10 protein-coding genes are annotated in these 14,201 nt (G+C 32.4%); all 10 read left to right on the top strand.

Features of this window, described 5'->3' with window-relative positions; genetic code table 11:
• Positions 1-14 precede the first annotated feature (14 nt).
• A complete protein-coding gene (locus Q0776_RS14315) occupies positions 15-1,001 on the top strand; it encodes a family 43 glycosylhydrolase (RefSeq protein ID WP_298369651.1) in 987 nt (328 codons plus the stop codon).
• A gap of 10 nt (positions 1,002-1,011) precedes the next feature.
• On the top strand, positions 1,012-2,667 hold the full coding sequence (locus tag Q0776_RS14320; RefSeq protein WP_298369653.1) for a sulfatase-like hydrolase/transferase: 1,656 nt from the start codon (positions 1,012-1,014) through the stop codon (positions 2,665-2,667).
• An 8-nt stretch (positions 2,668-2,675) separates the two neighbouring features.
• Complete coding sequence (locus Q0776_RS14325; RefSeq protein ID WP_298369655.1) at positions 2,676-4,784, top strand: hypothetical protein; 2,109 nt, start codon at positions 2,676-2,678, stop codon at positions 4,782-4,784.
• 38 nt (positions 4,785-4,822) lie between these two features.
• Positions 4,823-4,981, top strand: a complete 159-nt coding sequence (locus Q0776_RS14330) for a hypothetical protein (protein WP_298369657.1) — start codon at positions 4,823-4,825, stop codon at positions 4,979-4,981.
• Positions 4,982-5,027: 46 nt separating this feature from the next.
• Entirely contained in the window at positions 5,028-7,094 is a 2,067-nt protein-coding gene (locus Q0776_RS14335) for a glycosyl hydrolase 115 family protein (RefSeq protein ID WP_298369659.1), read from the top strand.
• Positions 7,095-7,166: 72 nt separating this feature from the next.
• Positions 7,167-8,723: an arylsulfatase gene (locus tag Q0776_RS14340; RefSeq protein ID WP_298369661.1), complete on the top strand. Its 1,557-nt coding sequence runs from the start codon at positions 7,167-7,169 to the stop codon at positions 8,721-8,723.
• A 122-nt stretch (positions 8,724-8,845) separates the two neighbouring features.
• Positions 8,846-10,258 carry a sulfatase-like hydrolase/transferase gene (locus Q0776_RS14345; RefSeq protein ID WP_298369662.1) on the top strand — a complete coding sequence of 471 codons (1,413 nt, stop codon included), beginning with the start codon at positions 8,846-8,848 and terminating at the stop codon, positions 10,256-10,258.
• Positions 10,259-10,373: 115 nt separating this feature from the next.
• The gene (locus Q0776_RS14350; protein ID WP_298369663.1) at positions 10,374-11,972 is read left to right on the top strand and encodes a DUF5060 domain-containing protein; all 1,599 of its coding nucleotides are present in this window, start codon (positions 10,374-10,376) and stop codon (positions 11,970-11,972) included.
• A 190-nt stretch (positions 11,973-12,162) separates the two neighbouring features.
• Positions 12,163-13,047 carry a family 16 glycosylhydrolase gene (locus Q0776_RS14355; RefSeq protein ID WP_298369664.1) on the top strand — a complete coding sequence of 295 codons (885 nt, stop codon included), beginning with the start codon at positions 12,163-12,165 and terminating at the stop codon, positions 13,045-13,047.
• Between the two features lie 19 nt (positions 13,048-13,066).
• A complete protein-coding gene (locus Q0776_RS14360; RefSeq protein ID WP_298369666.1) occupies positions 13,067-13,960 on the top strand; it encodes a family 16 glycosylhydrolase in 894 nt (297 codons plus the stop codon).
• Positions 13,961-14,201 lie beyond the last annotated feature (241 nt).

Raw genomic sequence — 14,201 nt, forward strand, 5'->3', positions numbered from 1 at the left:
TAAATAAATGTAATATGAAACTTAAAATCGTATTTATTGTACTGTTTGTATTGGTATTTAACCAAGTAAATGCGCAAACAAATAAGGTGTTAGTACCAAAACAAGCCAACAATTATGTTGAAATTTATCAACCAGCAGGAGATTATTTTTTTGGACCAAATACTAATGAATTAAAAGAAGGAGAATGGTACGACCGCTGGATTCCAAACGATCATTGTTTTGTAAAAGCAGAAGATGGTTTATGGCATATATTTGGAATTACACACCCATATACGGATCCTAAATTGGGTAATATTCATCAAGGTGAATATGCTTCTTTTCATGCTGTTTCATCAAAATCAAATTTCAAAAAAACGGTTAAAGAACATCATTATAAAGATTTAAAAAAAGTATTAACTCCTAAAGAACGTCCAGGAGAAATTCCTGCGAATCACGCTCCTTATATTGTGAAGAAAGGTGGTTTGTATTATATGGTGTATGGTCATAGTCCAATACGTTTAGCAACCTCGCCAGATTTGTATAAATGGACCCCAAGAGGTACACTATTTGAAGAAGAAAAAGGAGCACGTGATCCAAATTTAATACTTCATAATGGAACTTATTATATGACATATTGTTCAGAAAAATGTGTTCGTATGAGAACTTCAAAAGATTTAATTGAATGGAGCGAGGCTAAAACGGTATTAACAACCAATGAGTTTGATCCTGAATCTCCATCGGTTATTTTTCATAACAATACTTTTTATCTTTTTGTGTGTTCGTGGAAAAAAGGACAATGGGATAGGGTTAGCTTAATGGGAGCATACACACATAATGCGCACGTATATGCATCAAATGATATTTCAAATTTCGGAATAGATAACGAAAAAGAAATAACAATACTAAATGCGCACGCTCCTGAAATTTTTCAAGATGAAGATGGACAGTGGTATATTTCTAGTGTTGTTTACCCAGATATGGGAGTGAGTATTGATAAATTAGAATGGATTGAAACTAAATAAAATATTAAAAATGTATAAGAAAGTAAATTTTAAACAACTTGTTTTGGTTGTAATATTAGGGTTGTATGTTATTTCAGGCTACTCGCAGAATACTAAGCGTCCAAATATCATTTTCATTTTAACTGACGATCAATCCTATGGAATGATGGGGTGTACAGGTAATAAAATTATACAAACTCCTAATTTAGATAAGTTGGCTGGTGAAAGTGTTTTGTTTACAAATGCACACGTAAGTAGTGCTATTTGTACACCAAGTAGGGTTTCTATTTTGTTAGGACAGTATGAACGTAAACACGGTGTAAATTTTAATTCAGCCACAACTGTTTCAAATGAAGCTTGGTCAGAATCGTATCCAGTTTTAATGCGTAAAGCCGGTTATTATACAGGTTATATTGGTAAAAATCATTCACCAATTGGAAAAGGAGGTTATGAAAGCGGTTTGGCAGAAAAAAGTTATGATTATTGGTATGCAAGTCATGGTGGTGTTTATTTTTATCCAAAGGAAAAACGAGAAATTTTTCAAGATGCTATTGCAGATACTCAGGTTGAAATTTTACAAGAAGGAGTAGAACAGTTTTTAGATCCAAATGCAAGAAGGTTAAAAGGAGCGATAAGTTTTTTAGATAGCAGACCTAAAGACCAACCTTTTTTATTGAATTTAAATTTCAACATTCCCCATGGAGCAACAACTAGCACAATGCGCCAAAAAGAAACGGATGATGCTATTTATAAAACGCTTTACAGAGATTTAGAAATTCCATTGCCAGAAAATTATATTGCAAGAGCAGATATTAAAACGCCCAAACTTCCTGCAGAAATTCATCATGCAAATGACAGGCAAACAGGTTATGATTATGTAGATACTCCTGAAGGTTTTCGCGAACGTTATATTCGTCAATTACAATGTATAACTGGAGTTGATAGGTTAGTAGGTAAACTTCGTAAAAAGTTGGAAGAACTAAAATTGGATAAAAATACCATTATCATTTTTACTTCAGATCACGGATTATTTATGGGAGAATTTGGCTTAGGAGGAAAATCGTTGTGTTATGAAAAAACAACACATGTACCTATGTTTATGTACAATCCTAAACAGAAAAAAGGTTTTAAAAGTGATGCTTTAGTACAAACTATTGATGTTGCTCCAACATTATTATCATTAGCAGGTGCCGAGATTCCAAATTCAATGCAAGGAAAAGATCTTTCCAATTTTATAAATGGAGAAAAACCAAAAGTTAGAGATTATTTATACACCGAAAATTTATGGTCCACCACCTTCGGGAATCCTAGATGTGAAGCTGTTCAAACAAAAGATTGGAAATACATTAGATATTACAAAAACAACAATATTTCAGCTCAAAAGAGAGTAGAACTAGCCAAAGAATATAAAATTCCTTTGCGAGTAATGTTGTATGAAGTGCACCCAAGTCAAATGGCGGTTTATAGAAGTTTTGTTGAAGGACCTATAAATGGAGAACGACCTGTTTATGAAGAATTATATCATTTAAAGCAAGATCCAAACGAGGTTCACAATTTAGTAAACGAATCAAAGAACAAAGCAATTCTTGAAGAATTAAGACAAGCTTGGAAAATTGAAATTAAAAAAGCTAGAGGTAAAGGCAAGCCAAAAGTTTACAGTTATACAAATATAAAATCTAAGATATAAACTCAGAGATGAAACAATTTATTAAAAAGACAATATTTCTATTTGCATTTTCAATAGGAATAGGAAACGCGCAATCACAAGAAACAGATTTTATTATTCATACAGATATGCAAACTGGAGGAATTCAGAAGATTATGCATAAGAATGATAAGCACAATATGAATTGGATTTTTGCTACAGATGGAAGTGAGTTAGAATGGTTTACTCCTGAATTTGGTTGGGGATTAGGTTTTGTAACCATAGAAAAAGCAGGAAAAAAAGAAACTTTTAAATGGAATTCAATTTCTAATATTTCGGTAAAAGATGGAAAGACAACTTACACGTATAACTTTCCAGATTTTAATATGAATATCACAAGATCATTCAACAATGAAGGAGAATTAATTGAGAATTTTAATGTTGAAAATATCAGTCCAAATGATTTAAAAGTTGTTGATATGGGTATTTATACACCGTTAAAAGATTGGTATGCTGGTGGAGCAGAAGTTTGTATGATAAGCCGTTGCAATGTACATGTTTGGGCAGGTGGATACAATTCATCATATGTAAATGCTATTAGAATGGGAACGGAAGCTCCTCATTTAGGTTTGGTGGTAACTGATGGAAGTATTCGTCATTACGAACTTGTAAACACGAGTACAATGCCAAGAAAAGTGGCAGGTTCAAACCTACGTGGTGGAATTACATTAAAAGTAGAGCCAACTACTATAAAACCAAATAGTACTTATGGATTAACGTGGAAAGTATTTTGGCATAATGGTTATGAAGATTTTTATGCAAAAGCATTAGCAAACGGAACCGTAATTGCAGAGGCCGATAAGTATTTTATTCCATTGGGTGAAACTGCTAAAATGCGTTTTAAATCGAATAAAAAATTAGAAAATGTGAGTTGTTCTGTGGAAGGAACTCCAATTAAATTCAAACAAGTAGGTAATCTAATTACAGCAGAATTCAAAGCAAAAAAAATAGGAGATAAAGTTGTAACCTTAAATTATAATGGTAAAAAAACGGTAATCAACCTATATTTTTCGCTTCCAACAAAAAAGTTATTGAAAAAAAGGGTCGATTTTATTATTGATAAGCAACAAATGAAAGATAAATCAGATCCACGTTTTGGTGCTTATATGTTGTATGATAATGAAGAAAATGAGATTTATCAAAACATTCCATTTAAAGTAGATCACGATGAAGGTGCAGAACGTTTAGGAATGGGTGTTGCCATTGCAAATTGGTTACAACAATTTCCAAATTCAAAAAAGAAATATAAAGAGTCTTTAGAAGAATATTACCAGTTTGTACGCTATAAATTACAAACGCCAGAGTATAAGGTGTATTCAACAGTAGATCATACAAAACGACACAGAGGTTATAATTATCCTTGGGTTGCCGCTTTTTATGCAGAATTATACAAACAAACTAAAAACCCAGTTTACATTAAAGATTGTTACCACACAATGCGTAAGTGGTATAAAGAGTTTGGTTACGATTTCTACGCTATTTGTGTGCCAATTAAAAAAAGTATCGATTATTTACGTGAAGCTGGGTTTAATAAAGAGGCTGAAATTTTGTTGAATGATTATAAAATGGTAGCTAAAGAATATGATAAAAACGGAATTAATTATCCTAGTCACGAAGTTGTTTTTGAACAGTCTATTGTTTCGCCAGCTGTTAATTTCTATTTGGAATTATATCATATAACCAAAGACAAACATTATTTAGAAGAAGGTGAAAAACACCTTAAAATATTGGAAGCTTTTAATGGGCAACAACCAGATTATCATTTAAATGAAGTAGGTATACGTCATTGGGATGGATATTGGTTTGGAAAAAGACAATCGTGGGGAGATACTATGCCACACTATTGGTCTGCATTAACTGGTAGAGCATATATTCAGTATTACGCAGCTACAGGTAATGAAGAATATTTGCGTAGAGGGAAAATTTGTTTAGAAAACAACCTTTGTAATATTAGAGACAATGGTACTGGAGCAGCAGTATATATTTATCCTGAAAAAGTGAACGGTGTAAAAGCAGAATTTTACGATGAATGGGCAAATGACCAAGATTGGGCATTGTTCTTTTTCTTAGAAATGAATGAAATATTAAAGTGGAAATAAAATATCATCTAAAACATATCTACGAAAAAAACGATTTAATGGAGCATCCAAACAATGCCTCTGTTCAAAAAGCGAAAGAGGAACTCCAAAAAGTGTTTAACACTGCACTTGCTGCTCCGATAGTTGCGGATGGTAGAAATACCAAAACACAAATTATATATCCCGATTGGAAGAATATTATAAATGCAAAATATTAAAACGATGAGAAATAAAATAAATATCTACTTGGTAATCATACTATTAATGGCCACTTCGTTAGGTGCGAAAAATGTTAAGTTGTATAATAATATTCGCATTCATGATAAAACAGAATCGCTAGCTGTGTCTTTTGCACACAAAGCATTACAGCAAGATTTTCAACGAAAATTTGGAACTGCAATATCTCAGGAAGAAGCCATTGATATTGTTCTGAACATTGATAAGGATTGGAATGCGTTTGATAAATTCAAAATTGAAATAAGCAGTGGTAAAATCACTTTTACCGGTTCTGATGAATTAGGCTTACTACATGGGATTTACACTTTTTCAGAGGATTATCTAGGCATTGACCCTTTTGTTTATTTTACCGATATAGTTCCACAGCCTGTGTCTTCTATTCAAGTAAAGGCAGGTACTGTTACCTCAAAACCATACACCTATAAACACCGTGTGTTTTTTGTAAACGATGAAGATTTAATCGTAGGATTTCAGATGGAAAAACTGGAATATGGTTTCAATCTGGAGTTTATGGAGCGTTTTTTTGAAACAATGTTGCGCCTTAAAATGACCGGAGTTATTCCTTCAACCTTGGTATTGGCCGATGAACCTCATCTTAAACTGGCTTCTGATATGGGCTTGTATATTGCACAGCATCATGCCGAACCCGTTGGAAGTGTGCCTTTGTATTGGCCAAAGAATATTCCTTATTCATGGTCAACACACAAAGAGCATTTTGTAAAATTCTGGCGAGATGCCATCGAACGACAAAAAGGTAAAAATGTAATATGGACCCTTAATTTTAGAGGTTATCTAGATGGTGCCTTTTGGCATAACGACCCAAATGTTTCACATGATAGTCCACTAGCTGTGAAAGCAAAAGTGGTTAATGAAGTGATACAAACCCAATACGATTTAATCAAAGAAATCACTGGTAATGACGAGCCTTTGGTGTGTGGTTATCTGTGGAGTGAATTGGGAGGGATGTATCGCGAGGGTTTATTAAAGTATCCGCCGCAGACAATGATTCTATTCTCTGACCAAGGATACGGTGAATTCCCTAAAGGCACATGGGAATCTGCAAAAAAGACAAATCTAGGTAAAGGCGTTTACCAACATGTTTCCTATCACAATCGTAAAACCCATCTGCGCATTAATACTATTCATCCTGACATTCTGCATCGTGAAATGGACAAAGCCATCAGTCATGGCCTAACGGATATGATTGTGCTCAATGTGGGCAATTTTAAGGAGAAGATATTCGGCGTGCAGCAAATGGTGAATTACATGAATGATTTCGATAGCTATAAAGAAAATGCCACTGGCGATTACTATTTCGATTGGTATGTAAACGACAAGTTCAACTCCGGTTCGCCTGCCATTATTCAAAGCTATAAAGACTTTTTTGCTAACCAATTCGACTTAGGAGACCCTGAACGAAAACCTGGCGATGAATGGTTCTACTTTTACGTAGAGCAATTATTAAACATGGCCTATCAGAAAGAATTCAATGATAAATTTGTAAAGAAAGAATTTCCGGGTGATGGTCGTAAGGAGTTTAAACAGCAAAAGGACTTTCATTCGAAAATGAATTTTCTTCTTGATGCCTATGCTCAAACATACCGTTCTGCCAAATCAAAATGGGCAGTTTCGGTGCAACATACTCTTAATGCCAAAAGTTCATTATCGGGCGGAAGATTGAATTTTTATAATGTTGATATGGTATTACCTACAGCGAAAATGTTCCACTTAACGGCAATGGCTGCTGATTTTACGAAGTCCTTGAATTTCTATATTAACAAAGAATATCACAAAAGTCAATTGGCCGCTTATGCAGCTTTGGAACATGCCAAAAAAGCCAATGAAATTGAAACGAAGATAGAACAAAACGGCTCGGGTAAATTCAAAGATTGGTATCGCTGGGATGAAACAGCTTTGACTTATCGTATAGAAGAGGTGCTAGAAAACTATATGGCCCACGTGAAAGACCTTAAGTACTTTAATCTGGAATACAAAAACCGAAATAGTAAAACACCAGGCATCCAACATAAATATCAACCCTTCTTTGAAAGTGAATACCAGAAGGAGCTTATTTATATGGAAAACGCACAATAATTACACATAAATAAAATATAATTTTCTTATTGAGGGAAATGGATGAAATATTAAAGTTGAAATAAAATAAAAATGAACGTATATAAAATAAAAATAGTAGTTGCATTTATAACTTTACTAACGGTGTTTAGTGTTGAAATGTTTGCTCAAAAAAACAGTAGACCAAATGTTATCGTTGTATTAGCAGATGATTTAGGAACAGGTGATGTTTCATATTATAGAAAATTACATAGTAATAAAATTGTTTTGGAAACACCTAACTTAGATAAACTTGCTAATGAAGGAATGATTTTTACCAATGCTCATTCACCAGCAGCTTTGTGTGCAACATCACGTTATGCTATTATGACAGGTAATAGCTGTTACCGAAGTACAGAAGGTTGGGGTGTTTGGGGAGGATATTCAAAACCTGTAGTTAAAGATGAACAGTTAACCTTGGGTCGTTTAATGAAACAAGCCAATTATAACACAGCATTTTTTGGTAAATGGCATATTGGTACAGGTTTCGGAAGAAAAGATAATTCAGAAGTGTTATTTATTTCAAATAGACAAGAAAAGAAAAATCCACGTGTACCAGTAGATATTACTAGAATATTATATGGTCCAAAACAGTTTGGTTTCGATTATAGTCTTTCATTACCTGCTGGTATACAAAACACTCCATATGCTATTTATGAAAACCATAAATGGTTAAAGCTAAAAGAAAATTCAACAATAAAAGTTATTAATCAAGATGATTATAATCGTTTAGGGGTTGATCATTTTAATAAGCCTGGTTGGGGAGATTCTAATTGGAACCCAAGCGAAATGGGTCCTCTTTTAGCGAGAAAAGCCGTTGATTATATTGCTGAAAATGCAAATAAATCAGCACCGTTTTTCATGTATTATTGTTCGCAAGCTGTTCATACACCACATGCTCCACCAACTGAAATTAATGGTGTTAAAATTAAAGGAACAACTCCATCAAAACATTTAGATATGGTTAAAGAGTTGGATCAACAAGTAGGTATGTTAATTAACGAACTAAAAAAACAAGGAGTTTATGATAATACGGTAATAATTTTCACTTCTGATAATGGAGGATTGGGACCAGATATTGTTCCAGATAGTTATTCTTCAGGTCATCAACCAAGTAGCATATATCGAGGTTCTAAAAATTTACCATATGAAGGCGGACATCGTGTGCCTTTTATAGTATCATGGCCTCATAATATAAAGAAACAACAGCAATCTAGTCAGCCAATAATTGGCATGGATATTATGGCAACATTGGCAGGAATCACAAATCAAACTATTGGAAAATCTGTAGCGCAAGATTCTCACAACTTAATGCCAGTGCTTAAAAATGTTAAAGGAGCCAAAACACATGATTTTTTAATGATTCAAGGTGGCGCAGACAAGGAATATATTATAAATGATAAAGGTTGGAAATTAATTCTTCAAGTCAATAAAAAAACGAAAGATTATTTAGATGCAACTCCTATTGGATTATTTAATTTGAATGATAACCTTATTGAAGACCAATCTAAAGACTATATAAATAATCCTGCTTATCAAGACAAAGTAGCTTCATTATTAAAGAAGTATAAAGAAACTATTAAGTCTAATGTTTATTTAGGAAATCGATAATATAAATATGTTTTTTAAATAATATGGCGGTTATAGAAATCAATAAAGCATTAATAAGTAAAGATATGTTTGGTAATACTAATTGTTGAAGAGCTTTGTAATTTGAAAAAAAATAGAGTGAGATGGATTTAAATAGAAAAAGTATAGTTTCAATACTAGTGTTGCTAGTAACAATACAATTAACAGCGCAAAAAAAACCAAACATCATTTTAATTATGGCAGATGATGTTAGCTGGAATTGTTTTGGTACTTACGGAGCACAAGACTATAAAACGCCAAATATTGATGCTTTGGCTTCAACGGGAGTTCAATTTAATCACTGTTATTCTATGCCTATTTGTACACCATCACGTGTAAAAATTATGACTGGTCAATATAATTTTAGGAATTATACACATTTTGGATACTTAAACCCAAAGGATAAAACATTCGGACATTTAATGAAAGATGCAGGTTATAAAACAGCCATTGCGGGTAAGTGGCAATTAAACGGATTGTACAATAATTTACCGGGCTCTTTAGATAAAACAAGACCTCAAAAAGCAGGTTTTGATGAGTCGTGTTTGTGGCAGGTAACTACAGGTAAAACTGGTGAAAATGGAGGGGAGCGTTTTTGGAGTCCACCATTACTTCAAAATGGAGAGTTTTTAACTGTTGAAGATAATAAAGGTAAATATGGACCAGATATTATGTCTGATTTTGTTTGCGATTTTATTGAAAAGCATAAAGCTGAACCATTTTTTGTGTATTATCCAACTGTGTTAGTGCATAGTCCTTTTGTTCCAACTCCTGATACAATTGGTGATAAACCTAGAACTCAGGATGCCAATAAAACACCAAAAGACAAAGATTTAAAGAAAGCAAATTATGTTGCAATGGTTAATTATTTAGATAAATTGGTTGGTAAAATTGTTCAGAAAGTAGAAAGTATTGGTCAGTTAGAGAATACTATTATTATGTTTACTTCAGATAACGGAACAGCTTCAATTACCTCTAAGTGGAAAGGAAAAAACATTACTGGAGCCAAAGGTAAATCTGTAGATATGGGAACTCATGTACCATTAGTAGCTTACTGGAAAGGACAGACTCCAAAAGGTGTAAAAAGTAATGATTTAATTGATTTTACTGATTTCTATACAACCATTGCTGATGCAGCTAGTATTAAACATGCTGCTGATGATCCAATTGATGGTAGAAGTTTTTTACCTCAATTACAAGGTAAAACGGGCAAGCCTCGCGATTGGGTGTTTTGGCAATATCAACCGTATTGGGGAAAATTTAAAGGAGTTCAATTTGTTCGAAATCAGTCTTATAAGTTGTATGAAACTGGCGAATTGTATGATGTTCCAAATGATATTCATGAGAAACATAATTTAATGCAAGTTTCAAATAATAAAGCAGCCAAAAAAGCGAAAAAAAGTCTTCAAAAAGTTCTTGATTTAGCGCCACCAGCACCTTCGGTCATAGGAGGTAGAAATGCAACAGAACGTATTTTATATACGAATTGGGAGAATATTGTAAATCCAAATGATTAATTAAATAGAAAATAATGGATTTTTGTTAAGACTATATTTTTTTATTTTCTTCAACTCCTTTAGTAAAGAGGGAAAATAATAATTAAATTTCCTGAAATTTCAAAATATTAAAATTATGCAACTAAGAATAGTGCTTTTAGTAACTTTTTTATTGATTTCAATTAACAGTATTGGACAAAAGAAGGAGGTTATATATAATAGGAAAAGTGTGCAATTAGAGAAGTATCAAGTAGTAGATGTGTCCTTTTTTGCTAAAAAAATAGTGAAACAACCTTTTGAAGTTGATTTTGGTGCAATTTTCACCAAACCAAATGGTGAAAAACTAAAGGTTTTAGGTTTTTATAATGATGCTAAAGAATGGTTACTGCGTTTTTCAGCAAATGAAATTGGAGAATGGACATACATTACATTTTCTTCTTTAAAAGAACTAGATAATAAAAAAGGGAAGTTTAATATTTCCACTTCAGAAGTAACTAAACACGGAGCAGTTGTAATTGATAAAAATAATCCAAAGAAATTCGCCTATGAAGATGGTACACCTTACTTTTTACAAGCGTTTGAGATTGATTGGTTATTTGCCTTGGACTATGATAATGATTCAGCAATTCCCAAAACAGAACATTTATTAAGTTTAATAAAAGAAAATGGTTTTAATCAAGTAGTAACTACATTGTATTCTTACGATGTGAGATGGGAAAAGGATGAAAAATTAAAACTACATCCAGAACACGAATTTGGATCAAGGGAAGATATTTTTCCATTTTTAGGAAGTAACAGCAAGCCAGATCATTCTTCATTAAATGTCGCGTTTTTTAAGAAATTTGATCGTGTAATTAGTTCAATGCACAATGAAGATATTGTTGCTAATTTAATGATTTATGTATGGAATAAAAAAGTGAAATGGCCAAAAGCAGGTTCACCAGAAGATGATCGGTTTTTTGATTATGTGTTAAAACGTTATCAAGCATTTCCAAATGTGGTTTGGAATATTTCAAAAGAAGCATTTAGACAATCTATTCCGTATATGTCTGAGCGTATAGAAAGAGCTAAAAAGTTAGATGCATTTAATCGTTTGGTAACTATCCACGATTTTAGAAAGGCAGAAGATGCGCCAATTGATTTTATATCATACCAAGGTGGTTGGAGTACTCTTTACACAAAAATGATTGCTGAATATACAAAGCATAACAAGCCTGTTGTAAATATTGAAAATGCTGGATATTCAGAATCTAGTTATATGGTTTTTCCGTGCGATTTTATTATTTCCGAAGAATGTTTAAAACGTAATTATCAATGTTATTTTGCAGGTGTATATACTAATTATTATTGGCAAGCTTTGGCTTGGAACGTAATGGTTTATAATCCGTATGAGCAAGATGAAGATTTTATAAAACCAAATTTTGAATATTATAAATATTTAGAAAACTTTTTTACTATCTATAATTATCAAGATTTTTATCCTGTTTGGGATGAGCGTAAAATTGGACATTGTTTAAAAAGTGACACTGGTGTTTACTTGTATTATATGGAAAAAGAAAACTATCAACTATCAATATATTCAAATAAAGGAGTTGGTTTGCCACAAGGAACCTATAGGTGGTTTAATACATTTACTGGAGAATTTTCCGAAGAGATAGAATATAAAGGGAAACATATTGTAAATCCGTTTCATCGTGTCGCCGATGCAATTTTAGTACGTAATACCAATAATTAGCCTCAGCCATTTTTAACATGAAATTTTTTGGGAAAACAGGCTGTTCTTGTAAGCTTTTTCCATACCCTAAAAAGAATAAGAGCAATTTTGAACAATTTTATGGTACAATTGGGTTTTTTGAGATAAATTCTTTTAATACTCTTTAACTTAGTAAAAGTTAATATTAATTAAATAGAAAAATAATTTTCAAATGAAATCAATTATCAAAATATCTCAACAATTTTTAGTGCTAGTAGTTCTTTTAATAGCTGGTTCTATATTCGCTCAAACAGCTCCAACTTTTTTAAATGGGGAAGATCCAAAGCCAAGTGGTGCAAAGTGGAAATTGATTAAAAACATGTCTGACGAGTTTGATGGGAAAAAAGTAGATGAAAATAAATGGCAAATTTCAGGTCAAGGTTGGATTGGTCGTGCTCCTGGATTATTTTTAGCAGAAAATGTAAAGGTAGCAGACGGAAGCTTACAAATTACAACTACAAAAATGGATAAAACTGTTGTTAAGAATAAAAAAGAATTTACTCACGGAGGAGGTTATGTTGGTTCAAGAGAAGGAATGACATATGGTTATTACGAGTGTGAGATGAAAGCAAATAAAACTTTCATGTCTTCTACGTTTTGGTTAATTAATGAAAGCAGAGGAGTTCAAGGTTGTGATAAAAGAACAACAGAGTTAGATATTCAAGAATGTGTAGGTCAAATTGTAAATGATGCTAAATGGATGAAAGATTTCGACCAATCAATGAATTCAAATACACACAGTAGAAATATTCCCGAAGGATGTGATTACAAAAAAGGAACAAGTAAAGCTGGGAAACTTGCAGGAGGAAAAGTTTATGACGATTTTCATGTATATGGTGTGTGGTGGAAAAGTAAAGATGAAATATTATTCTTTTTAGATGGTCAATTAGTAAAAAAAGTAACTCCACCCGCAGATTTTAATATTCCTATGCACTTAAGAATGGTAGTTGAAACGTATGATTGGAACCCTGTGCCAACTGATGGAGGCATGAATAAATCAAAAGAAGATAGAACAACAACATACAATTGGGTACGATCTTGGAAATTAGTTGATTAATTAAAGAATTGTTATTACAATGAAACTAATAATGAATTTTTCAAAACAGATCTCAGTATTAATATTGTTATTAATAACGGGTTCAATTACTGCTCAAAAATCTCCTACTTTTAAAAATGGTGAAGATCCAAAGCCATTAAATATGAAATGGGAATTGGTTGAAGAAATGTCTGATGAATTTGATGGAAATGCAATTGACCAAACAAAATGGCAAATTTCTGGTCAGGAATGGATTGGCCGTGCACCAGGGTTGTTTTTAGCTGAAAATGTAAAAGTTTCTGATGGAAATCTGAAAATTACTACAACCTTATTGCCTAAAAAAGTAATTAAGAAAGGAAGAGAATATACACATGGAGGAGGTTATGTTGGTTCTAGAAAAGGAATGACTTATGGCTATTATGAGTGTGAAATGAAAGCAAATAAAACCTTTATGTCTTCAACATTTTGGTTGTATAATAATAGAGAGGATGGAGAAGGTTGTGATAAAAGAAGTACCGAACTTGATATTCAAGAGTCTATAGGACAAATAACAGGTAAAGATGTTGAGGATTTGCAAAAGTTTGAAAAGTTCATGAATTATAATACACATAGTAGAAATATTGAAGAAGGTTGCGATGTGCCAAAAGGAATTATTGGAGGGAAAGCACGAATAGATGGAATGGTTTATGACGATTTTCATGTTTTTGGTGTATGGTGGAAAAGTAAAAATGAAGTCTTATTCTTTTTAGATGGAATGTTTGTAGATAAAGTAACCCCACCTGCAGATTTTAATGTTCCTATGTATTTAAGAATGGTAGTTGAAACATATAATTGGAATCCTGTTCCAGCTGATGGAGGAATGACAGGTTCTAAAAATGATAGAACAACAACTTACAATTGGGTTCGTTCATGGAAATTGGTAAGCGATAATTAAAAAGTATATAAATATTTATTTAATTTTATTACAGTTTTTTTGTCTAGTTTTAAGTATAATCAGTTGGAAATGAAGGTGTTTTCAATCTTTAAAATAGACAAGGTAAAGTTTTGTTGAATTGTATTGTAACCTATATAAAAGAGTACACTATTGGTTAATTAACCAATAGTTATTATTTAATAACTATAAGTGGTATTCCCATTGTAGATGTCATGTTACTTTTGAATAAAGTAAACCTACA

This window comes from uncultured Lutibacter sp., assembly GCF_947495725.1.
Lineage (GTDB): Bacteria > Bacteroidota > Bacteroidia > Flavobacteriales > Flavobacteriaceae > Lutibacter.

Bases quoted from the DNA above. Each gene is read 5' to 3' on its own strand.
- Q0776_RS14315 (WP_298369651.1), top strand. From the start codon at position 15: ATGAAACTTAAAATCGTATTTATTGTACTGTTTGTATTGGTATTTAAC.
- Q0776_RS14320 (WP_298369653.1), top strand. From the start codon at position 1,012: ATGTATAAGAAAGTAAATTTTAAACAACTTGTTTTGGTTGTAATATTA.
- Q0776_RS14325 (WP_298369655.1), top strand. From the start codon at position 2,676: ATGAAACAATTTATTAAAAAGACAATATTTCTATTTGCATTTTCAATA.
- Q0776_RS14330 (WP_298369657.1), top strand. From the start codon at position 4,823: ATGGAGCATCCAAACAATGCCTCTGTTCAAAAAGCGAAAGAGGAACTC.
- Q0776_RS14335 (WP_298369659.1), top strand. From the start codon at position 5,028: ATGGCCACTTCGTTAGGTGCGAAAAATGTTAAGTTGTATAATAATATT.
- Q0776_RS14340 (WP_298369661.1), top strand. From the start codon at position 7,167: ATGAACGTATATAAAATAAAAATAGTAGTTGCATTTATAACTTTACTA.
- Q0776_RS14345 (WP_298369662.1), top strand. From the start codon at position 8,846: ATGGATTTAAATAGAAAAAGTATAGTTTCAATACTAGTGTTGCTAGTA.
- Q0776_RS14350 (WP_298369663.1), top strand. From the start codon at position 10,374: ATGCAACTAAGAATAGTGCTTTTAGTAACTTTTTTATTGATTTCAATT.
- Q0776_RS14355 (WP_298369664.1), top strand. From the start codon at position 12,163: ATGAAATCAATTATCAAAATATCTCAACAATTTTTAGTGCTAGTAGTT.
- Q0776_RS14360 (WP_298369666.1), top strand. From the start codon at position 13,067: ATGAAACTAATAATGAATTTTTCAAAACAGATCTCAGTATTAATATTG.